This window comes from Notoacmeibacter marinus, assembly GCF_002238045.1.
In the GTDB taxonomy this organism is placed as follows: domain Bacteria; phylum Pseudomonadota; class Alphaproteobacteria; order Rhizobiales; family Rhizobiaceae; genus Notoacmeibacter; species Notoacmeibacter marinus.
In genome coordinates this window covers 150,261-171,748 of the sequence record NZ_NBYO01000001.1, presented here as the reverse complement: position 1 = coordinate 171,748, position 21,488 = coordinate 150,261, and the positions used below count along the sequence as shown (strand labels likewise).

The window sequence follows — 21,488 nt, the reverse complement described above, 5'->3', positions numbered from 1 at the left end:
ATTTGAAATTCATCTTGGATGTACCGGTGCTACCGGTCTCCCGACGAAACAAACAGATGGATTGGGCGCGATAGCAGCACAGATCGAAGGGATGACGAACTGGGCTGGATGATGACGCACGACAATCAAGATCAGACGCATAAGCCGCAGGAAGAGCGCGCCTACAACCCGGAAGAGACGGACCAGTCCGCCAACACAGCGACTGACAGTATGAATCTGCCAGCCGGTGCGATGCTTGAACAGGCCATGGAACAAACCCGCATGGCCATCACCATCACCGATCCCAAACTGCCCGACAATCCGATCGTCTTCGTCAACCAGGCCTTTCTCGACCTCACCGGCTATGACCGCGAAGAGGTGATCGGGCGCAATTGCCGCTTCCTGCAGGGGCCAGATCCCGATCAGGCCGTGCTGGAGGAAATTCGAAAGGCCGTGAGGGAGGAAGAGGTGAAGGTCGTCAAGATCCGCAACTTCCGAAAGGACGGCTCGGCCTTCTGGAACATGCTTCATATCGGCCCGATCTTCGGCAAGGACGGAAAAATCCAGCAGTTTTACGGATCGCAATGGGACGTGACGGAACTGGCCGAAGCGGCGGACAAGCTGGCCCGCCAGACCTATCTCGCGGAAGAGTTGCGCCATCGGATCGGCAACGTCTTCGCTATCGTCGGCTCGATTGTTCGCCTTTCCGCTCGAGGGGAGAAGGATGTAGAACTGGTCGTCAAACGTATCGAGGACAGGCTTGGCGCCCTGCTGCGCGCCCATAAGGCCACGGCAGCGTCCAGAAACGCTGACGAGGGCGATACGGCTTCCGACCTCCACAAACTGGTCGAAACCGTTCTTAGTCCCTATCCGACGGAAAAGGTGGACCGGATCGAAATTTCGGGCCCGCCTGTCGCTCTCCCCGGTCAGGCCGTCACGCCCCTTGGTTTGACACTGCATGAACTGGCGACGAATTCCGTCAAATACGGAGCGCTGAGGCACGAGGAGGGCAGTATTGTCGTGAACTGGCAGGAACAGGACGATGAATTGCTGCTGAAATGGGTGGAGCGTCCGATCGAGCCCATAACCGTCCCTGAGAAAAGCCAACTCGGCACCGGCTCACGCATCATCGAGGGCATGTTGACCGGTGTCGGAGGTCACGTCGAGCTGGGCTGGCGGACCGAGGGCCTCCGACTGACGATCCGCCTCCCTTTAGGACCGAATGAGTGATCCTTTCGCAGGACCGGGTCGCAAAACGCTTCCCACTTCGCCCGCCTTCGGCTAGAAGCGCGGCCATGACGGAACGGCGCATCCCTCCGGTTCTTGCCGGCATACGAATTAGCCGCCCGGCCTTCTCCTGCGCGTGATTGGCGCGCACGAAGGTCCGGGATGTTTCGCTTGCGGCCAACCCGACCCGGTGCCGCGTGAGTTTTCCTACCAATGGCGCGGCCGCTTTTTCGCTATCTGCCGCGCCCAGGCTGATCCAGTTCAATGACCGACGATACCAAGACCGACACCGGCATCGACTATTCCAAAACCCTGTTCCTGCCGCAAACCGACTTTCCCATGCGGGGTGGGCTGCCCAAGAAGGAGCCGGAGATCGTTGCGCGCTGGAACGACATCGATCTCTATAAAAAGCTGCGCGAAGACGGAAAGGACCGACCGCTGCATGTGCTGCATGACGGCCCGCCCTACGCCAATGGCAACATCCATATCGGCCACGCGCTCAACAAGATCCTGAAGGACGTGATCACGCGCTCCTTCCAGATGCGCGGCTACAACTCCAACTACGTGCCGGGCTGGGACTGTCACGGCCTGCCGATCGAATGGAAGATCGAGGAACAGTACCGCGCCAAGGGCAAGAACAAGGACGAGGTGCCGATCAACGAATTCCGCAGGGAATGCCGCGATTTCGCCGCGCACTGGATCGAGGTGCAGTCCGAGGAGTTCAAGCGGCTCGGCGTGGTCGGCGATTTTGAGCGCCCCTATACGACCATGAACTATCACGCCGAGGCGCGCATCGCCGGCGAACTGCTGAAATTCGCGATGAGCGGCCAGCTTTATCGCGGTTCCAAGCCGATCATGTGGTCCGTGGTCGAGCGGACCGCCCTGGCCGAGGCCGAGGTCGAGTATCAGGACTACGAGTCCGATACGATCTGGGTGAAGTTTCCCGTGCGTCGGGGCGTGTTTACGGAAACCTCCTGGTTCGGTACTAAGGAAGAAAGCAGAGATATTGCCGGGAAGGCAATTGAAGGGCAGAAGGCACTATCAGAAGCGTATGTCGTCATCTGGACGACCACGCCCTGGACCATCCCTGGCAACCGCGCCATCGCGTTTTCGCCCCGTATCTCCTACGGTCTCTACGAGGTCACGAGTGCCGAGAACGATTTCGGTCCGCAGCCCGGCGAGAAGCTGATCTTCGCCGATGCGCTGGCCGAAGAGAGTTTCGCCAAAGCCAAACTCGGTTTCGAGCGCAAGATGGATGTTCACACGGCGATGCTGTCGGAAATGGTCTGCCGCCACCCACTCGCCGATCTCGGCTACGATTTCCCGGTTCCGCTGCTTGCCGGCGAACATGTCACCGACGATGCCGGCACGGGCTTCGTCCACACCGCGCCGTCTCATGGCCGGGAAGACTTCGAAGCCTGGATCGACGGCAAGGCCGAACTGGAAGCGCGCGGCGTGCCGACGGAAATCCCGTTCCCGGTCGACGATGCTGGCTACTACACCAAGGATGCGCCGGGCTTCGGCCCGGATCGCGAGGGTGGGCCGGCGCGCGTCATCGACGACAAGGGCAAGAAGGGCGACGCCAACAAATCGGTCATCGCCGCGCTGATCGAGGCGAATGCGCTGTTCGCGCGGGGCCGACTGAAGCACACTTATCCGCATAGCTGGCGGTCGAAGAAGCCGGTCATCTTCCGCAACACGCCGCAATGGTTCGTCTCGATGGACAAGGATCTGGACGGCTATGGCCTGTCCGGCGCACAGCCGGAAGGCAAGGACACGCTGCGCAGCCGTGCGCTGGCCGCCATCGATGCGACGCGCTTCGTACCCTCTGCCGGGCAGAAGCGTCTGCGTACCATGATCGAGGATCGCCCCGACTGGGTGCTGTCGCGCCAGCGCGCCTGGGGCGTGCCGATCTGCGTTTTCGCCAATGAGGATGGCGAAATCCTCAAGGACGACGAAGTCAACCGCCGTATCCTCGAAGCCTTCGAGGCCGAGGGCGCGGACGCCTGGTTCGCCGAAGGCGCGCGCGAGCGCTTCCTCGGATCGCACGCCAATGAAGATTGGCGAATGGTTCGCGACATTCTCGATGTGTGGTTCGATTCCGGCTCCTCGCACACTTTCACGCTGGAAGATCGCGACGACATGAAATGGCCGGCGGACATCTATCTGGAGGGGTCGGACCAGCATCGCGGCTGGTTCCATTCCTCGCTGCTGGAAAGCTGCGGCACGCGTGGCCGCGCGCCCTACGAGACAGTCGTCACCCATGGCTTCACCATGGCCGAGGACGGGCGCAAGATGTCCAAGAGCCTCGGCAATACGGTCACCCCGCAGGAGGTGATGCAGCAATCCGGCGCCGATATTCTGCGCCTCTGGGTCATGACGACGGACTATTGGGAGGACCAGCGCCTCGGCAAGGCGATCATCCAGACCAATATCGACACCTATCGCAAGGTTCGCAACACGACGCGCTGGATGCTGGGCACACTCGCCCATGACGAAGGCAAGGAAGTTCCGTTTGCCGACATGCCGGAACTGGAACGGCTGATGCTCCATCGCCTCGCCGAATTGGATGAGCTCGTCCGCACCGGTTACGACAATTTTGACTTCAAGCGGATCAGCCGCGCTTTGACCGACTTCATGGTGCTGGACCTCTCGGCTTTCTATTTCGACATCCGCAAGGACGCCCTCTACTGCGACGCACCGAGTTCGACGCGCCGCTTGGCGGCGTTGCAAGTGGTGCGCACCCTGTTCGACGCTTGCGTGAAATGGCTGGCGCCGATGCTCTGCTTTACTTGCGAGGAAGCCTGGATGGCGCGCCATCCGGACGCGGTCTCGGTTCATCTGGAGCAGTTCCCGACCATTCCGGCCGAATGGCGCAACGACGAACTGGCCGCCAAGTGGAAGAAGGTGCGCCAGGTCCGCCGCGTCGTGACGGGCGCGCTGGAAATCGAGCGGAAGGACAAGCGCATCGGCTCGTCACTGGAGGCCGCGCCGATTGTGCATGTGACCGATCCGGAGCTTTCGAAGGCGATTGCCGGGCTCGATATGGCCGAGATTTGTATCACGAGCGATATTGTGATCACGACCGCCGAACCGCCGGAAGCGGCGTTCCGGATGCCGGAAGTGGCCGGCGTCGGCGTTGTTCCGACCTTGGCCAAGGGCCGCAAATGCGCCCGGTCATGGAAGGTGTCGCCGCAGGTCGGCTCCGATCCCGACTATCCGGATGTGACGCCGCGTGATGCCGAAGCGCTGCGTGAATTGAAGGCGGGCGGGCGGCTATCGCTCTGAGGCGAGCCGTTGCATACTGGCCACAGATTTGGGCCGGAAGGGGCGCGCAGGAGGCGCGGCCCTTCCTTTCGACATGATCTTGCCGGATTGTTCCGTCAGGGGAACAGGCAGTAAATGGCGCTCTTGCGGCGGGCGCTTGGGGAACTGAGGGACGATCGATGAACCATTTCTCATCCGTGAGAGCGATAGCGACGCTGGCCGCGCTGGCGGCGCTGACTGGTTGCGGCCTGCAGGGCCCGACCTATGGCACCGGCAAGGGCGCTAATGTGCAATTGCTCGAAGATGTCACCTCCATGGTCGACCTGACGCCCAAAAAGGGCGAGCCCATCGCCTATCAGCCGCGTCCCGAACTCGTGACCCCTCCGACAGTTGCCGCTCTGCCGACGCCGCAGCAGAATGCCACCCAGTCCGACCAGTGGGTGGAATCGCCCGAGGAGCGCCGCCAGCGCTACCGTGATTTTGCGACCGCAAATCGCGATGAAACCGGTTTCCGTCCTGTGGTCAGTTCGCCCCGTTACGCTTCCAGCGCGGCAAGGATCGACGCCTCCTCCAATCTGGAGCGACTCGATCGTATGAAGGCGCAGAGCGCTGAATATAAGCGCCGCAAACGCATTGCGTCGGTCGGTGACGCCGAGCAGCGGCGCTTCCTCTCCGAACCGCCCACTGATTACCGGGTCCCCGCCGATGGCGCGCCCACAGGCGAGATTGGTGAGGACGAGAAGGACAAGGCGGCGCGCCTTGCCAAGGAAGCGGGCGTCAAAAAGAAGAAGCGCTTTATCTTCTTCTGACCGTTTCGAACGTTCAGCCTGTGGTGATGGCCTGGCCGCGGCGTTCGGCGAAGAAGGCGCGGAGCATTTGGGCACTTTCGGCTTCCGCCAGACCGGAATAGACGTCCGGCGCATGGTGACAGATCGCGGATTGGAAATAGGCCGGGCCGCTCTCGACCGCGCCGCCTTTCGGGTCTTGCGCGCCGTAGTACAGCCGCGCAATCCGCGCGAATGAGATGGCAGCCGCGCACATGGGGCAGGGCTCCAGCGTCACGTAGAGATCGGCGCCGACAAGCCGCTCCTGTCCGAGTTCGGCGCAGGCCCGGCGGATGACAAGTATTTCCGCGTGAGCGGTTGGATCGTTGCTCACCCGTGTTTCATTGCCGGCGGCTGCGATGATCGCGCCGTCCAAGACAAGACAGGCGCCGATCGGCACTTCGCCGCGCAGCCCGGCCTTCCGCGCTTCGTCGAGCGCGCGCTTCATCGGGCTGTCGCCTCTGTTCGTCCTGTTCATAGACGGCCTCTAGTGCAAGGTGCGGCTTCCTGTTAGAGCGTTTCGGCTTCGCCGGGAAGCGATGATCGCCGGGTCCTCTTGATCCTGCTGGCGATCGATGAAGAACTGCACCTACGGAAAGGTCTGTCCCCGCATGAGCGACAGAGACGACAACAAGCGCCCAGATCGCAAAGGCCAGAGGCCGGGCGGACCCTCCCGCCACCGGGACGACAGGCCCGGTGGATCGAAGGGTCATAGCGCCCGCGATGGGGCGAAGGGCAATGATCGTAACACCGGCAAGCCGCCACACCGCGCCGCTGACGGCAAGCGGCCGGCGGCAAGGCGCGACGACACGGGTGGTCGTGACGGCGGCGGTCGCGATGCCGGCCCGCGTTCGAAAGGGCCACGCGAGGCGGCCGATCGGGTAGAGGAACGTATTGCCGAGGGTGAGCGCATCGCCAAGAGGCTGGCCCGTGCGGGATTGGCTTCCCGCCGCGAGGCGGAGGCGCTGGTCGAAGCGGGCCGTGTGGCCGTCAATGGCAAGGTGCTGGACAGCCCGGCCTTCAATGTCATGCCCGGCGACAAGATCACGCTGGACAATGAACCGATCCCGCAAAAGGAACGGACGCGGCTCTGGCTGTTCCACAAGCCTGCCGGTCTCGTCACCACCAATCGCGATCCGGAAGGCCGCCCGACGGTTTTCGGTGCGTTGCCGAGCGATATGCCTCGCGTGGTTTCGGTCGGTCGCCTCGACATCAACACCGAGGGTCTGTTGCTGCTGACCAATGATGGCGGTTTGGCGCGTGCGCTGGAACTGCCATCGACCGGCTGGCTGCGGCGCTACCGGGTGCGCGTTCACGGCAAGGTCGACGAAGCGCGTCTGGCCGAACTGAAGGATGGGATCGCGGTCGATGGCGTGTTCTATGGCGGCGTCGAAGCGTCGCTGGAACGCACGCAAGGTTCCAATGCCTGGCTGGAAGTCGGCCTTCGCGAGGGCAAGAACCGCGAAGTGAAGAACATTATGGGCGCGCTCGGTCTGGAAGTGACGCGCCTGATCCGCATTTCCTACGGCCCTTTCCAGCTTGTCGATCTGCCGGAGCGCACGGTTCGTGAATTGAAGGGCCGGACCCTTCGCGATCAGCTCGGTGTCAAATTGATTGAGGAATCGGGCGCCGATTTCGAAGCACCGATCCTGAACGCTTTCAGCAACAAGCCGGTCCGTGCCGAGCGTAAACCCGAAGAGACGGACAACAAGTCCAAGGTCCGGCGCGACAAGGACGATGTCCGCAACGATGCGCTCGACCGACTGTCCACCTCGCGTGACGAGGGGTGGGTCAGAAGCACCGGTCGTGACCGCAAGGATGCCAAAGACGACAAGAAGGCGGCAGGTTCGGGCGATTACGAGCCGCTACGCTCGCGCCAGCGCAACACGCATGTCTGGCTGGCGGAGGGTGCGCGTCCGCTGACCAGAAAGGAAAAGGAGCGGGCGAAGATTCGAGACGCCAACAAGGCCGCGACCTTTCAGCGGGACAATGAAGACGCAAAGAGCGGAGGAAGCGAGCGCCGCCCCGGCCGGCCCGCCCGCCCCGCCCGTGACGACAAGCGTTCGGAGGGACGCGGCACGCGCGATCGCAGCGGACATCCGGGCGAACGGGCCGGGTCCGACCGCCGTGCGGACAGACCGTCCGGCCAGGGCCGGCCTTCGCGCGACGGCGAGCGGCCGGCTCGCTCCGACAGGCCGGCTCGCTCTGAAAGGCCGGGTCGCGACAGCCGTCCCGATAGCCGCAAACCGGATGCCCGTAAACCGGATGGCGGTAGACCGGACAGCCGCCGCCCCGACAAGCGCGACGATGGCCGCAAGCCGCAGGGCGCCGCGCCGCGTGGCGGCAAGCCGGGCGGCAGGAGCGGCCCTGGCGGTGGGGCACCGCGTGGTGATAAGCTGGGCGGCGGTGCGCCGCGCGACGGAAAACCGCGTGGTGGTCCGCGCGGACGCAAAAGCTGATGCGGATTGTCGGCGGCGCGTTTCGCGGACGACCTCTGAAGACGCCATCATCCGACGCCACGCGCCCAACCACCGACCGGACGCGTGAATCGCTGTTCAACATTCTGTCGCACCGCGACGATGCCGATGTGGATGGCGCGCGTGTGCTGGACCTTTTCGCCGGAACCGGTGCGCTCGGCCTCGAAGCCATCTCGCGCGGCGCGGCGTTTGCCCTCTTCGTCGAAGATGCCGGGGCGGCTCGCGCCACTATCCGCGCCAATATTGAGACGCTGGGTCTGGCAGGGCGCACGAAGATCTTTCGTCGCGATGCGACGCGGATCGGCGCTGTCGGCACCATGAAACCCTTCGATCTGGTCTTCGCCGATCCACCTTATCGCAAGGGGCTCGGCGAAAAAGCGCTTGCTGCCGCGCTATCGGGTGAATGGCTGGCGGATGGTGCGCTCTGCGTTCTCGAAGAAGCGGCGGATGCGCCTTTCTTGCTACCGGGCGGCTTCGATCTTGTGGATGAGCGGCCGATGGGTGACAGCATCTTGCGGTTTGTTCGACCGCAATCTTAACCGCCTTACGATCTTTTCATCCCTCCGGCGCGTTTCCGCCTCAATCGATCGGCCTATCTGGCCCCTCAACGACACGAACCCGGGTGATCGAATGGCCAACTCTCTGGCAACCAGTCTTGTTGCATTTTCGCTTCTGTTTTCCGCCAGTGGCGTCGCTCTGGCAAATGCTCCCGCGGCAGAGACATCGGCCGAAGCGTCGTCTTCCTACGACAAAGTGCCCAATGTCAGCCATTTCACGCTGGACAATGGCTTGGAGATCGTGGTGGTGCCGGACCGGCGCGCGCCGGTTGTGACTCATATGCTGTGGTACAAGGTCGGCAGCGCCGACGAAGCGCCGGGCAAGAGCGGCATTGCCCATTTCTTCGAGCATCTGATGTTCAAGGGCACGAAGAATCACCCGGCCGGGGCCATGTCGAAGGCCATCTCGAAGATCGGTGGCGAGGAGAACGCTTTCACCTCCTACGATTACACGGCCTACTACCAGCAGGTGCCGCCTTCCGCGCTGAAGGATATGATGGCGTTCGAGGCTGACCGGATGGTCAATCTGGTGCTGACCGAGGACGTGATCGGCCCGGAGCGCCTTGTCATTCTGGAAGAGCGCAACAGCCGGGTCGAAAACAGCCCGGCGGCGTTGTTGCGCGAGGAGCATTCCGCGACCCTCTGGCAGAACAGCCCCTACGGCATTCCAGTGATCGGTTGGAAGCACGAGATGGAGCAGCTCAATCGCAAGGACGCGATCGATTTTTACACGCGCTTCTACGCGCCGAACAATGCGGTTCTCGTTGTTACCGGAGATGTCTCCGCCGATGAGGTGAAAGCCATGGCCGAAGAGACCTACGGCAAGGTGCCGCGCGGTCCCGACCTGCCGCCTCGCATCCGCCCACGGGAGCCGGAACAGAACACCGCCCGATCGGTCACGTTGCGCGATGAGCGCGTGAGCGTGCCGTCCTTCTATTCCGAATGGGTCGCACCGAGTTATAACACGGCGAAGCATCACGCCGAGACGGCAGCCCTTGAGATGCTGGCCGAAGTGCTGGGCGGCAGCGTGCGTTCGCGGCTTTATCAGCGCCTCATCGTGGCGGAAGGCATCGCCCAGAGTGTCGGCGCGTCTTATGACGCATCGGCCTGGGACGATGGTTCCTTCACCATTTGGGGTTCGCCGCGCGGCGAAGGTGAGATCGCAGCGATGCAACGGACGATCCGGGAGGAAATCGAACGGATCGCGGCGGATGGCGTGCCGGATGACGAGTTGGACAAGGCGAAGAACCGCGCGATCAAGGCGCTTATTTTCGCGCGTGACAGCCAGGCGACGATGGCCCGGATCTATGGCGCTCTGCTGACCACCGGCGGCAAGGTCGAGGACGTCAACGAATGGGCAGGTCATATCCGCGCGGTCACAAGCGAACAGATCAGCGCTGCTGCAACACGCTGGCTCGATGAGGATTTGGCGACGACCGCCTATCTTCTCCCACCGAAGGACCGGGCAATGCAAGAAGCATTGCCGGCGGATGGGGCGGCCAACGACAATGCGGAAACCGATATGGATCGAGACGAAGATTTGACGGCTGTGGAGCAGGGCGAATGATGAAAATGATGATCGCGTCCTTCTTTAAAGAAGCCCGTGGGAGCGCTCTTGCGGCTCTTGCCACGGTTGTATTCCTCATCGCTGTGCCGGCCAATGCGGCCGTCAAGATCCAGGAAGTGGTCTCGCCCGGCGGCATCAAGGCCTGGCTGGTAGAGGATTATACCGTTCCGCTGGTCTCGATGAAGTTCGCCTTCAAGGGCGGCTCGTCCCAGGATCCTGAAGGCAAGGGCGGGCTGGCCAAACTGATGACGGGCCTGTTTGACGAGGGTGCGGGCGACCTCGACCGGGACGCTTTTCAGGATGCACTCGATGTATCCGGCGCCGAAATGGGGTTCTCTGCCGGCATCGACGAAATCACCGGCTCGATGACCTGGCTGGCCGAGCGCGAGGACGAGGCCGTGCGCCTCCTGACGATGGCCGTGAATGAGCCTCGTTTCGATGACGAGCCCGTCGCGCGCATGAAAAGCCAGTTCCTGACGAGCCTTGTCGCGGAAGAACGCGACCCGAACACGCTGGCCGGTCGCCAATGGCGTCAGGAAATCTACGGCGACCATGCCTACGCTCGCGACAGCGATGGCACGAAGGAAAGCATGGCTGGCCTGACGGCGGACGATCTGCGCGCCTTTCACCGCGATCAGTTTGCGCAGGGCAATCTGATCGTTGCCGCCGTGGGCGCAATTTCAGCAGAAAAGCTCGGCCAGCGTCTGGATCAGATTTTCGGTGCCCTGCCTGAAGAAGCGAATCTCAGCGACGTGCCTGATCTCGAACCGAAATTCGGTCATACCGTCCATTACGAATATCCGCTTCCACAGACCCGCCTGTCGCTCCTTTATCCGGGTATCGAACGCGAGGATCCGCGTTTCTTCGCAGCCTACCTCGCCAATCATATTCTGGGCGGTGGATCTTTTTCCTCGCGACTTTACGACGAGGTGCGGGAAAAGCGCGGCCTTGCCTATGGCGTGGGCTCGAACCTTTCCAATCTCGATCATACGAGCACCTGGGGCATCGGGACGGCCACGAGTGCGGACCGGGGAGCGGAAACACTCGGCATCATACGTGAAGAGGTGCGAAAGGTTGCCGAAGAGGGTGTCACCGAGGACGAACTGGAAGCTGCGAAAAGCTTCGTGGTCGGCGCCTATGCCATCGCGAACTTCGATTCATCGGCGTCGATCGCCGGTACGGTGCTCGGCCTGCAACTGGCCGGCCTGCCGATCGATTATATCGATACGCGGGAAGCGACCATTCGCGCGGTGACGTTGGATGAGGTAAATGAGGAGGCCGCACGCCTCCTTTCGGTGGAGCCTTCCCTTCTTGTCGTGGGACCGCCTCTGGCGACCGCCGCCAACGATGATGCCGAAAAGGGTGCGGCATCGTCGGACGATGGCGACACGATTCGGCAGGCGCCGGCTGGCGCATTGGGCGAGGGTGCCGCCGGCGCCGATACGGGCGAGGTGGGCAGCAAACCGTCGACCGGCAAACCCGGCGAAACGACGGGCAGTGACTGACGGACGGAATGATGACAGCGAAAGACGAGGCAGTTCCCGAAGAGAAACACCGCCAGCCCTACACGCGTTCGGCCGGCGGTGCAGATCCGCGTATCGGCTTGGCGCTAGGCGGCGGCGGGGCCAGAGGCCTCGCGCATATTCACGTTCTGGAAGAGCTGGATGCGCTTGGTATCCGTCCGACGGTGATTGCCGGATCCTCAATCGGCGCGCTCGTGGGCGCGGGGTATGCGGCCGGTATGAGTGGAGCCGAGATTCGCGATTATGCGATAGGTGCGTTCGGCCGGAAGGTCGAGACCTTGAAACGGGTCTTTCAGGTCCGCCCGACGCGTGTGGGCGAAACGGTCTCCGGCAATTTTCATCTCGGACAGTTCAATATCGAGAACATTCTGGCCGCCTTTCTCCCCAAGCGGCTGCATTCGCGGTTCGAGGAACTGGAAGTTCCCCTGCTGGTCACGGCGACGGATTATTACGGTCATCGCGCCTGCATCCTCAAGGATGGCGATCTTTTGAGCGCGCTGGCGGCGTCAGCGGCGGTGCCGGCGCTGTTCGCACCCGTTCGGCGAGACGGCACGCTCTTTATCGATGGCGGCATCTGTTCGCCCGTGCCGTTCGATCTGTTCGGCGACAGCGTCGATATCGTGATAGCGGTCGATGTCGTGGGCTCGCCGCGCCGAAGCGGCAAAAGCCCGTCCTCGATCGATCTTCTCTTCGGCGCCACGCAACTTATGATGCAGTCGATCACGGCTGGAAAACTGGAGCGGCGACCGCCCGACATCATGCTCCGCCCGGCCATCGACCGGTTCCGGGTGCTCGATTTCGCCCGCGTGGACCAGGTGTTGGACGAGAGCCGCAATGTGCGTCTCGACCTTCGCGAAGCTCTGCTTCGGCTGAGGCCCGAACTCGTTGCCGACCGGATTGTAGAGCGGCTATCCGCCCAGCACTGACGGCCCGTTCTCAATCGTTGTCGATCATCCGGCGGACCATGCGCCGTCATCCTTATCGTGCTTGCCGTCCCCGGCCTCGCGCCTTTTCCGAGGTTCGATGAGCGGCTCGGGAACGGGGCTGGTAAAGACCTTTTCCTGACCGGCGAACAGGCCTTCGACCTGCTGGATGGCCAGACGCTCTTCATCGCGCTGGCGCACATCCTTCTCGATTTCATGCGCCAGATGGTCTTCGATCCCAAGGGCATGAAGGGTCTGGCGACCGAAGACGAGCGCGCTCTCCACGGTCTCGCGCAATTCGTAATCCACATTGCGCTTGCGCAGCGCGATGGCGTGCGCCCTGTCCCAGGAACGCGCATAGATCTTGGCGTTCGGATATTCCGACGAGACCAGATCGACGATGCGGTTGGTGATCGACGGCAGATGGGTGCAGACCAGCACCACCTTGGCGCGGCGAATACCTGCCGCTTCCAGTACGTCCTTGCGGCAGCCATCGCCGTAATAGATGCGAAAGCCGAACTTCCCTGCCTGGGTTACGCGCTCGGCGGACAGATCGATCACCGTCACGTCGACGCCGCCGGCGAGCAGCATCTGCGCGGTGATCTGACCGAAACGCGAGAACCCGATCATCAGCACATCGCTGCCGGCATTGGCGAAGTCCTCTTCCATGACATCGTCGTCGCGCAGCGTGGCGCTGGTGATCCAGTCGCCGATCCGCCGGCTGAGCGGCGTGAGCGCCATCGAGATGGTGACGATGGCCACAAGGATGGAGGCGGTCCGGGCGGAGAAGATGCCGCTGCTGGCCGCTGCCGAAAACAGAACGAAACCGAATTCGCCGCCCTGCGGCAAAAGGCTGGCGACACGCATAGCGTCGTCACTGGTCGATCCGAAGACCCGCGCCAGAAGAAAGATGATCAGCCCTTTGATAAGTAGAAGGGCCGGCACGGCCGCCACGATCAGCAGCAGATTGTTCTGAATGACGGTGAGGTCGAGCGACAGGCCGACGGCCATGAAGAAAAGGCCCAGAAGAATGCCACGGAACGGCTCGATATCGGCTTCCAGCTCGTGCCGATAGCGCGATTCGGCCAGAAGAACGCCGGCGATGAAAGCGCCCATGGCCATGGAAAGTCCCGCCCACTGCATGGCGAGGCCCGAACCGATGACGAGCAAAAGCGCTGCTGCGATCATCACTTCGCGCGCACCGGTATTGCCGATGATCCGAAAGAGCGGGTTGAGCAGATAGCGGCCCGCGACGATCAGCGCGGCAACCGTTCCGACTGCAAGCAGAATCGAGAGAAGCGGCGAACGCGCATCTTCCGCGCCATAGGGCGCCAGGAACGTGGCCAGCACCAGAAGCGGGGCGATGGCGATGTCCTGGAAAAGCAGGATGGAGAAGGCGCGCTGGCCGTAACGCCGGTTGGTGTCGCCTGTATCTTCCAGGATCTGCATGCCGAAAGCCGTGGACGAAAGGGCAAGGCCGAACCCGGCGATGACCGCTGCGGCCGGCGGCAGGAATATCAGCAATAGCAAGGAGATGATGAAGCCCGTCAGCATGACTTGCGACAGGCCCAGCCCAAAGATATCGCGCCTCAGCGCCCAGAGCCGCGAGGGCTTCAGTTCCAGCCCGATCAGGAACAGAAGAAAGACCACGCCGAGTTCGGCTATGTGGAGGATTTCTTCGCCGTCGGCGATCAGCCGCGCCACAGGTCCGATGAGGATGCCAGCAGCAATATAGCCCAAAACCGTGCCAAGGCCGATTCGCTTGAAGAGGGGTGCGGCGACGACAGCCCCTGCCAGAAGGAGAACCGCTTCACCGTAAAGAGATGCTTCTGGCGTGGCCAAACCCGTTCGTTCCTTGTGCTGGGTGTCTAACCGTCACAAGCGGCTGCTTGTCACGGCGGTTCTTCCTTCATAGATGGTGCATAGCAAAATCGACAGAAGAGAATCCATTGACCCTTGCGAATAAGCATCGTCCCGAACGGGCTGACGAGGACGAGCAAGCGCGGCTCGACCGTGTTTCGGAACTGGTCGAAGCGGCGCGCAGGGCAGGAGCCGACGCGGCCGATGCCGTTTGTGTCGCAAGCCGCTCCATTTCGGTCTCCATTCGCGAACGCAAGGTCGAGAACAGCGAAGCCGCCGAGAGTGACGACGTGTCGTTGCGTGTTTTCGTGGACGGGCGCGTTGCGTCGGTCGGTGCGACGAGCGGTTATGAACCGGGCCGGCTTGCCGAACGAGCCGTGGCCATGGCGCGCGTTGCGCCGGTGGACGAAAGCCGCTCGCTGGCCGAGCCCGACCGTTTGGCGCATGAGGTCGTCGATCTGGACCTGTTCGACGATAGCTGGCCCGATACCGAAGCGATGGTTGCAACGGCCCTTGCGATGGAAGGTGCAGCCGACGCGGTTGAGGGTGTTTCGCAAATCATGGGAGCGGGCGTATCGTGTACGCGGAGCGGCCTGACGCTCGCGACATCGGGCGGGTTCTCCGGTTCGTACCGGGGCAGTCATTTTTCGCAATCCGTCGCCGCGCTTGCCGGAACGGGCCAGTCCATGGAGCGCGACTACGATTTCTCCTCGGCACGTCATCGAAGTGATTTGCGGGATCCCGAGGCGATTGGCCGCCACGCTGGAGAACGCGCCGTTCGCCGCCTCGGCGGGCGGAAAATGCCCACGGGACCGGTCACGGTCGTGTTCGATCCGCGGGTCGCGCGTGGACTGGCGGGCACCATGGGACAGTTGGTCAATGGCAGCGCCGTTGTGAGAAAGACCAGTTTCTGGCGTGATCTGATGGGGCAGGCCGTCGCCGCTTCCGGCATTACGCTCACCGACAATCCACAGATACGACGCGGTGGCGGCTCACGCCCATTCGATGGTGAGGGCGTGCGTGGCGCGCCGATGACGATGGTGGAGGAGGGGGTTCTGCGGAACTGGTTCCTCTCCACATCGACCGCGCGCGAACTGGGACTGCAGACGAATGGCCGCGGTGCGCGAAGCGGTGCGCAGGTTGTGCCGTCCAGCACCAATCTGGCTATCGAGGCCGGTGCCATATCTGCCGAAGACATGATCGGGGACATCGATCACGGCTTTTACGTCACGGAAGTGATCGGACAGGGCGTGAACCTGATAACCGGCGACTATTCGCGCGGTGCTTCGGGGTTCCGGATCGAGAAGGGTGAGCTGACATACCCGGTGACGGAAGTGACGATCGCCGCCAATCTGAAGGACATGTTTCGCCAGATGGTGGCGGCCGACGATCTGGACCGCTCCTTTGCCACCGCCGCGCCGACGCTGCGCATTGAGGGGATGACACTTGCCGGCGAATGACCCGCTGCCGACCCTTGCCGACGATATGGCCCTTATCCGTCAGGCCGCATCCGAAGGGGGACGGATCGCACTCGATCATTTCGGCTGCGATCCCGATGTTTGGAACAAGGAGAACAACAGTCCCGTTTCCGAAGCCGATCTGGCGGTGGACGAGTTCCTACGCAAGACGCTTCTGGCCGCCCGACCGGACTATGGCTGGCTGTCGGAGGAGACCGAGGACGATTCGTCCCGTCTGTCGCGCCGCCGCGCTTTCGTGGTCGATCCCATAGACGGCACGCGCGCCTTTCTGGCTGGAAAGAAGACCTGGTGCGTATCCATCGCAATCGTCGAGGATGGAGCGCCGCTTGCTGGGGTGTTGGATTGCCCGGCCTTGGAAGAGTCGTTCGAAGCCGTAGCCGGGCAGGGCGCACTGTGCAACGGCAAGCTGTTGAAGGCAGCGGGAAGTAGACAGGCTGTGTCCATTGCCGGTCCGGCAAGCCTGCTTCGGGACCTGCCGCCGAGCCTTGCCGTGGCCAATCGGCATCGCGGCCATATTCCCTCGCTCGCCTATCGGATCGCCATGGTGGCCGATGGCCGTCTCGACGCCACCTTGATCAAGGCCAACGCGCATGATTGGGACATTGCGGCCGCCATGCTCCTTCTGACCGAGATGGGCGGCCGGCTCCTCCGGCCCGATGGCGGCGACGTGAAACTCTGTGGGACAACACCACGTCATGGCCCCCTTCTCGCCAGTCATTTGCATGTAACCGGCGATCTTCTGCCCGTTATTCGAGCCGCTGCCCACAAGCGATCATGATTGCGCAATAGTCCTGTCTTTGCAGGTCGGGGCTCTTGCGTAGAACAAATATTGATTGTCTAAACGCCGGGCTCGCGCTCAAACAGCAATATGACCTTTCAGGAGGAAAGCTTGGCCACGAATGCACAAAGCCAGGAGTCAGAACAGCTTCTCCATCTCGTTTTCGGTGGCGAGCTCGAAAGCCTCGATGGGCTGACATTTCGCGACATCGACAAACTCGATATTGTCGGCATCTTTCCCAATTTCGCGACGGCCGAGAAAGCCTGGCGCAAGAAGGCCCAGCAGACCGTCGACAACGCGCATATGCGTTATTTCATCGTTCACATGCATCGTTTCCTGTCGCCCGGGCAGGACTGAGGCCCCGATGGCCGCGCGCCGAAACGGATTGCCGTTCCCGCCTCTATGGAGGGGCTGGTTCTTGGCGTCCTCGCCGGTCAATTCCGTCACGTTCGCAACGGCATTCCTCCCTTGCCCATGAAACCACTTTTTCCGCGAATTGCTTTCGGCGCTTATCGGACGGTCGGCCAGATCGCTCGGCCTTTCGCGGGGCTTTATCTGGCGGGGCGTTCTTTCGCCGGAAAGGAAGAACGGAACCGCCGGCGAGAACGCTACGGCTACGCTTCGGCCGAGCGGCCCGAACGCCCACTGGTCTGGGTCCACGCCGCCAGTGTCGGTGAACTGAACGCCATTGCCGGGCTGATCGATCATCTAGCGCGGCACAACGTCCATGTGCTGTTGACCACATCGACCGTGACGGCAGCGGCAATCGCCTCGAAGCGTTTCACCGATCGGGTTACCCATCAATACCGCCCGCTCGACATTCCGGCGATCATGCGCCGCTTTCTGAATTTCTGGCGGCCCGACCTTGTGGTGAGCTGCGAATCGGAGATCTGGCCGACCACCATTCATCTTCTGTCCGAGCGGCACATTCCCCATGCGCTCGTCAACGGTCGCCTGTCGGACAAGACCTTTGCCCGCTGGCGCAAGAACCCTTCGCTCGCCGCCGCCCTTCTCAATCGCTACGCTTTGATCCTGGCCCAATCGGACGAACAGGCCGAGCGTTTCGGTCTCCTGTCGGAGCGGCGGGTGACCTCGACGGGCAATCTGAAGGCCGATGCGCAGATCCCGGCGGCGGAGATGGACGAGGTTCGCCGTCTGGGCGCGGCTATCGGCCAACGGGATGTCTGGGCCGCGATTTCCACCCATCCCGGCGAAGAAGAAATGGCAGGCGCCGTCCATCGCATGCTGGAAAAGCGCCATCCCGATATTCTGACTCTCATCGTGCCGCGCCATGCCGAGCGGGGCGACGTGATCGCAGCCCAGTTGAGCGAAGTGGGCTTTCGCGTTGCGCAACGTAGCAAGGGCGAAGTGCCGGATCGGCAGACCGATATCTGGCTTGGCGATACGATGAACGAACTGGGCCTTTATCTGCGTCTTTCCGGTATTGCCTTCATGGGCCGCTCCATGGCGGCGGAAGCGACAGGCGGCCAGAATCCTCTCGAGGCGGCGATGCTGGACACGGCCATTCTCACCGGCCCGGACCACACCAATTTCCGGGATGCTTTCGAAAAGCTGCGCTCGGCCGGCGGAGCGAAGGTGGTGGAAGACAGCAAGACGCTGGCGGGTGCCGTCAATTTTCTGCTGACCCGGCCGTCCATGCGCAACCGGATGGCCGCTGCGGCAGCCGATGCCGCCGGCAAGATGCGAGGCGCGCTGGACGCAACCTTGCGCGAACTCGACCGCTTCATCCATCCACTCATCATGGATGCGACCTTTCGCAACGAAACCGACGATGTTCACTAGGCGGGTATCATGGCGAGCGAAGCTCCTCCCTTCTGGTGGATAAATGGCGACTGGCGCGGTTATGCGTTGGCGCCGGCGGGCTGGGTTTATGGAGCGGTGGCCGGCTACCGGCAGGATCGCGCGCCGCGTCGCCCGGTCGACGCGCCGGTTCTGTGCGTCGGCAATTTCACAGTCGGCGGAGCCGGCAAGACTCCGGTCGCTATCGAACTGGCGCGCATGGCGATCCAGCTTGGCCGAAAGCCTGGCATTCTGTCCCGAGGTTATGGCGGCAATCTCGATCGGCCCCGCATCGTCGACCCAGATCACGATCTTGCCCGTCACGTTGGCGACGAGCCGCTGCTGCTGGCGCGCGCCGCTCCCGTCGCTGTTACGCCCAATCGCCTCGCCGGGGCGCGTCTGCTCATGGAAGAGCGGCAGTGCGACCTTTTGATCATGGATGATGGTTTTCAGAGCGCGCGGATCGCCATCGATCACGCCCTTCTTGTCGTCGACGCCCATCACGGTTTCGGCAATGGCCATATTATTCCCGCGGGCCCCTTGCGGGCACCGCTCCGCACGCAACTTCGCCATGCCGACAGCCTGCTCGTCATGGGGGACGGCGATGCCGCCGATCATGTGGTGCGGATCGCGGCCCGGGCGGCCCTACCCATTCATCGGGCGAAGATAAATCCCACAGGCTCGCCCGATTTGATGGGGACCCCGTGCCTCGCTTTTGCCGGTATCGGTGTGCCGGAGAAATTCTTTACAACGCTTCGACGGATCGGCGCGTCGGTTGCCGTAACCCGCTCGTTTCCCGACCATCACGTCTTCACCGAGGACGACGCGGCCGAACTGCTTGCCGACGCGCACCGGGATGGCCTGCGACTCGTCACGACGGAGAAGGACGCTATTCGCCTGCGCGGAGGAAAAGGCGCGCTCCAGACGCTTTATGAGCAGAGCGCGGTGCTGCCGGTGGAAGCGGCGTTCGACAATCCAACCGCTGCGACGCGTATCGTCGAGGCCACGATAGACGCGTTCAAGCGCCGCCGCCTGAACGAACGGAACAAGCGCTGAGCGTTAAGTTTTCTTGCGCTTGCGCAATGCCGGATCGAGTTCGAGTTCCCGCTGTAGCGAGGCATGGCAGTCGCGGTAGGCTTCCTGCCGGTCGACACTCCAGTATTTCAGCTCTTCCAGCGGAATGGGCTCGCCGGTCACAGCGCACCGGACGAAGCTCCCATTCCTCTTGATGCGAAAATCGGCGTCCAGATATTGTATCTCGGCTTCTCGGGACGAAAGGAAGTCCAGATGATTCATAGGTGCAGATCCTGAGCGCGTTCCACCGGCAAAGCAATGATGGCTTGTTCTCTAACGGCGGCTGAACAGTCTTTCAATATCGGTGAGTTTGAGTTCGATATAGGTTGGCCGGCCATGATTGCACGTGCCTGAGCCGGGTGTCGCTTCCATCTGCCGCAGGAGCGCGTCCATTTCTTCGGTGCGTAGCCGGCGGCCGGAGCGAACCGAGCCATGGCACGCCATCGTCGCGGCGACATGGTTGAGCCGAAGGCGCAGCCCGTCCTTTCCTTGCTCGTCCGCCAACTCATCGCAAAGATCACGGACAAGCGCGCCCGCATCGATCTCACCCAGCATGGCGGGCGTGGCCTGAACGGCTATCGCGCCGGGGCCGAACCGTTCGATGATGAGGCCGAATTGCGCCAGTTCCGCCGCAACCTCTTCCAGCCGGCTCACATCATCTGCCGGAAGATCGACGATGTCCGGAATGAGGAGATGCTGGGCGGGAAGGGCGCGGCCCTCCATGGCCGTTTTCAACCTTTCATAGACCAGCCGCTCATGGGCCGCGTGCTGATCGACGAGCACGAGCGAATCCTTGGTTTGCGCCACGATATAGTTCTCGTGAATTTGCGCTCGCGCCGCGCCGAGCGGAAAGTTCGTTGGCTGTTCCTGCGCAGTCGGTTCGGCTTCATCGGATCGCGCCTCGAAGGCGTCTTGCGCCGCTTCGGCAAAGCCGGTTTCGACGGGTCGGTAGGGTGACAGCGCGCCGGCCCATGCCGTTTCGCTGCGGGCCGAGGGCGAGAAGGCGAAGCTGCTCGGCGAGAGCGGCGCTTTGCTGACCATCGCCGATTGGTCGTGCGGCGGGGCGTTGAAGGCCGACGCCATGGCGCTGGCCGCAGCGGTGGAGGGTCGGATACCGGCTCCGGACAGAGCCTGTCGGATTGCGCCGACGATCAACCCGGAAATCAGACCGCTGTCGCGGAAACGGACATCGGCCTTCTGCGGGTGGACATTCACGTCGACCAGCGCCGGGTCAAGATCCAGAAAAAGAACGGCTGCGGCATGCCGGTTGCCTGGCAGGGTATCGGCATAGGCGCCGCGAATGGCGCCCGACAGGCGCTTGTCGCGGACGGGCCGGCCATTGACCATGACGTATTGATGCTGCGCATTGCCGCGGCTGTAGGACGGCGTGGAAACCCGGCCGGTCAGGCGCACACCCTCGCGCATAGCATCGATCGAAAGCGAGTTCTCGGTAAAGGTTTCGCCGAGTATTTCGCCCATCCGCGCTTTGGCTGCGGCTTCGGACATGCCGCTGCAGGCAGGCAGTTCCAGCGAGGTTCGGTCCGGCCCGGACAACGCGAAACGGATCGCCGGAAACGCCAGCGCGATGCGGCGCACCTGTTCGGTGATCGCCGCGCTCTCGGCCCGTTCGCTCTTCATGAATTTCAACCGCGCGGGCGTGGCGAAGAAAAGGTCGCGCACCTCGACGACAGTGCCGCGATTGCAGGCTGCCGGGCGAACGGGAGACGATCGCCCCCCTTCGACAGCGATTTCTGCACCTTCGCCGCTTGCCCTCGCCGAGCGGATGGAAAGCCGCGCGACCGAACCGATCGAGGGCAGAGCCTCGCCCCTGAAACCCAGCGAACGTATGTCGAAAATATCGTCGCCGAGCTTGCTTGTGCAGTGCCGCGCGACGGCGAGCGGCAATTGATCCGGTTCCATTCCAGCGCCGTCATCACTGACGCGAAGGAGGGACAACCCGCCCCCGGCAGTCGCAATCTCGATACGGCTGGCCCCGGCGTCGATGGCGTTTTCCACCAACTCCTTCACGACGGAGGCCGGGCGTTCGACCACTTCGCCGGCCGCGATCCGGTTAACGATGGTTTCGGGAAGCTGGCGGATGCTCATCGATCGATCTTACGGCACAATGGGGCCAAAATCGAAAGCGGTCCTTCA

Annotated in this window: 17 protein-coding genes; 13 read left to right on the top strand and 4 right to left on the bottom strand. The window is 62.7% G+C overall.

Annotated features, from left to right (window positions below; translation table 11 throughout):
* The first annotated feature begins 108 nt into the window (after positions 1–108).
* From B7H23_RS00770 to B7H23_RS00760, 3 genes are all read left to right on the top strand, one after another.
* Positions 109–1,209, top strand: a complete 1,101-nt coding sequence (locus B7H23_RS00770) for a PAS domain-containing protein (RefSeq protein ID WP_158215728.1) — start codon at positions 109–111, stop codon at positions 1,207–1,209.
* 261 nt (positions 1,210–1,470) lie between these two features.
* Complete coding sequence (gene ileS, locus B7H23_RS00765; protein WP_094075512.1) at positions 1,471–4,494, top strand: isoleucine--tRNA ligase; 3,024 nt, start codon at positions 1,471–1,473, stop codon at positions 4,492–4,494.
* A gap of 158 nt (positions 4,495–4,652) precedes the next feature.
* Entirely contained in the window at positions 4,653–5,282 is a 630-nt protein-coding gene (locus B7H23_RS00760) for a hypothetical protein (protein WP_094075511.1), read from the top strand.
* 13 nt (positions 5,283–5,295) lie between these two features.
* Here the strand turns inward: B7H23_RS00760 and B7H23_RS00755 are convergent, their stop codons facing one another.
* Complete coding sequence (locus tag B7H23_RS00755) at positions 5,296–5,745, bottom strand: nucleoside deaminase (RefSeq protein ID WP_094075510.1); 450 nt, start codon at positions 5,743–5,745, stop codon at positions 5,296–5,298.
* A 163-nt stretch (positions 5,746–5,908) separates the two neighbouring features.
* On the opposite strand from B7H23_RS00755, the gene B7H23_RS00750 reads away from it, so the two are divergent.
* The 5 genes from B7H23_RS00750 to B7H23_RS00730 all read left to right on the top strand — a co-directional run bounded on the left by B7H23_RS00750 (position 5,909) and on the right by B7H23_RS00730 (position 12,347).
* The gene (locus B7H23_RS00750) at positions 5,909–7,756 is read left to right on the top strand and encodes a pseudouridine synthase (RefSeq protein WP_094075509.1); all 1,848 of its coding nucleotides are present in this window, start codon (positions 5,909–5,911) and stop codon (positions 7,754–7,756) included.
* A complete protein-coding gene (rsmD, locus tag B7H23_RS00745) occupies positions 7,756–8,313 on the top strand; it encodes a 16S rRNA (guanine(966)-N(2))-methyltransferase RsmD (RefSeq protein WP_094075508.1) in 558 nt (185 codons plus the stop codon). Before B7H23_RS00750 ends, rsmD begins: the two co-directional genes overlap by 1 nt.
* 91 nt (positions 8,314–8,404) lie before the next feature.
* Entirely contained in the window at positions 8,405–9,898 is a 1,494-nt protein-coding gene (locus tag B7H23_RS00740) for a M16 family metallopeptidase (protein ID WP_094075507.1), read from the top strand.
* Entirely contained in the window at positions 9,895–11,403 is a 1,509-nt protein-coding gene (locus B7H23_RS00735; protein WP_240534921.1) for a M16 family metallopeptidase, read from the top strand. The genes B7H23_RS00740 and B7H23_RS00735 overlap by 4 nt, the downstream gene beginning before the upstream one ends.
* 8 nt (positions 11,404–11,411) lie before the next feature.
* Positions 11,412–12,347: a patatin-like phospholipase family protein gene (locus tag B7H23_RS00730; protein ID WP_240534920.1), complete on the top strand. Its 936-nt coding sequence runs from the start codon at positions 11,412–11,414 to the stop codon at positions 12,345–12,347.
* 24 nt (positions 12,348–12,371) lie between these two features.
* Here B7H23_RS00730 and B7H23_RS00725 read toward each other — a convergent pair whose 3' ends face one another.
* Complete coding sequence (locus B7H23_RS00725; RefSeq protein ID WP_094075506.1) at positions 12,372–14,186, bottom strand: monovalent cation:proton antiporter-2 (CPA2) family protein; 1,815 nt, start codon at positions 14,184–14,186, stop codon at positions 12,372–12,374.
* 107 nt (positions 14,187–14,293) lie between these two features.
* On the opposite strand from B7H23_RS00725, the gene B7H23_RS00720 reads away from it, so the two are divergent.
* From B7H23_RS00720 to lpxK, 5 genes are all read left to right on the top strand, one after another.
* Positions 14,294–15,664: a TldD/PmbA family protein gene (locus B7H23_RS00720; protein WP_240534919.1), complete on the top strand. Its 1,371-nt coding sequence runs from the start codon at positions 14,294–14,296 to the stop codon at positions 15,662–15,664.
* Positions 15,651–16,460 carry a 3'(2'),5'-bisphosphate nucleotidase CysQ gene (locus tag B7H23_RS00715; RefSeq protein WP_240534918.1) on the top strand — a complete coding sequence of 270 codons (810 nt, stop codon included), beginning with the start codon at positions 15,651–15,653 and terminating at the stop codon, positions 16,458–16,460. Before B7H23_RS00720 ends, B7H23_RS00715 begins: the two co-directional genes overlap by 14 nt.
* A gap of 111 nt (positions 16,461–16,571) precedes the next feature.
* Positions 16,572–16,817 carry a DUF4170 domain-containing protein gene (locus B7H23_RS00710; protein WP_240534917.1) on the top strand — a complete coding sequence of 82 codons (246 nt, stop codon included), beginning with the start codon at positions 16,572–16,574 and terminating at the stop codon, positions 16,815–16,817.
* A gap of 117 nt (positions 16,818–16,934) precedes the next feature.
* Complete coding sequence (locus B7H23_RS00705; protein ID WP_094076780.1) at positions 16,935–18,263, top strand: 3-deoxy-D-manno-octulosonic acid transferase; 1,329 nt, start codon at positions 16,935–16,937, stop codon at positions 18,261–18,263.
* A gap of 9 nt (positions 18,264–18,272) precedes the next feature.
* Entirely contained in the window at positions 18,273–19,316 is a 1,044-nt protein-coding gene (gene lpxK, locus B7H23_RS00700; protein WP_094075504.1) for a tetraacyldisaccharide 4'-kinase, read from the top strand.
* Between the two features lie 3 nt (positions 19,317–19,319).
* Here lpxK and B7H23_RS00695 read toward each other — a convergent pair whose 3' ends face one another.
* Both B7H23_RS00695 and mutL read right to left on the bottom strand, forming a co-directional pair.
* Positions 19,320–19,556, bottom strand: a complete 237-nt coding sequence (locus B7H23_RS00695) for a DUF2093 domain-containing protein (RefSeq protein ID WP_094075503.1) — start codon at positions 19,554–19,556, stop codon at positions 19,320–19,322.
* Positions 19,557–19,607: 51 nt separating this feature from the next.
* Positions 19,608–21,440: a DNA mismatch repair endonuclease MutL gene (gene mutL / locus B7H23_RS00690; protein ID WP_094075502.1), complete on the bottom strand. Its 1,833-nt coding sequence runs from the start codon at positions 21,438–21,440 to the stop codon at positions 19,608–19,610.
* Positions 21,441–21,488 lie beyond the last annotated feature (48 nt).

Coding starts and splice junctions, on each gene's coding strand:
- B7H23_RS00770 (WP_158215728.1), top strand. CDS start 109: ATGATGACGCACGACAATCAAGATCAGACGCATAAGCCGCAGGAAGAG.
- ileS (WP_094075512.1), top strand. CDS start 1,471: ATGACCGACGATACCAAGACCGACACCGGCATCGACTATTCCAAAACC.
- B7H23_RS00760 (WP_094075511.1), top strand. CDS start 4,653: ATGAACCATTTCTCATCCGTGAGAGCGATAGCGACGCTGGCCGCGCTG.
- B7H23_RS00755 (WP_094075510.1), bottom strand. CDS start 5,745: ATGAAGCGCGCGCTCGACGAAGCGCGGAAGGCCGGGCTGCGCGGCGAA.
- B7H23_RS00750 (WP_094075509.1), top strand. CDS start 5,909: ATGAGCGACAGAGACGACAACAAGCGCCCAGATCGCAAAGGCCAGAGG.
- rsmD (WP_094075508.1), top strand. CDS start 7,756: ATGCGGATTGTCGGCGGCGCGTTTCGCGGACGACCTCTGAAGACGCCA.
- B7H23_RS00740 (WP_094075507.1), top strand. CDS start 8,405: ATGGCCAACTCTCTGGCAACCAGTCTTGTTGCATTTTCGCTTCTGTTT.
- B7H23_RS00735 (WP_240534921.1), top strand. CDS start 9,895: ATGATGAAAATGATGATCGCGTCCTTCTTTAAAGAAGCCCGTGGGAGC.
- B7H23_RS00730 (WP_240534920.1), top strand. CDS start 11,412: ATGATGACAGCGAAAGACGAGGCAGTTCCCGAAGAGAAACACCGCCAG.
- B7H23_RS00705 (WP_094076780.1), top strand. CDS start 16,935: ATGAAACCACTTTTTCCGCGAATTGCTTTCGGCGCTTATCGGACGGTC.
- lpxK (WP_094075504.1), top strand. CDS start 18,273: ATGGCGAGCGAAGCTCCTCCCTTCTGGTGGATAAATGGCGACTGGCGC.
- B7H23_RS00695 (WP_094075503.1), bottom strand. CDS start 19,556: ATGAATCATCTGGACTTCCTTTCGTCCCGAGAAGCCGAGATACAATAT.
- mutL (WP_094075502.1), bottom strand. CDS start 21,440: ATGAGCATCCGCCAGCTTCCCGAAACCATCGTTAACCGGATCGCGGCC.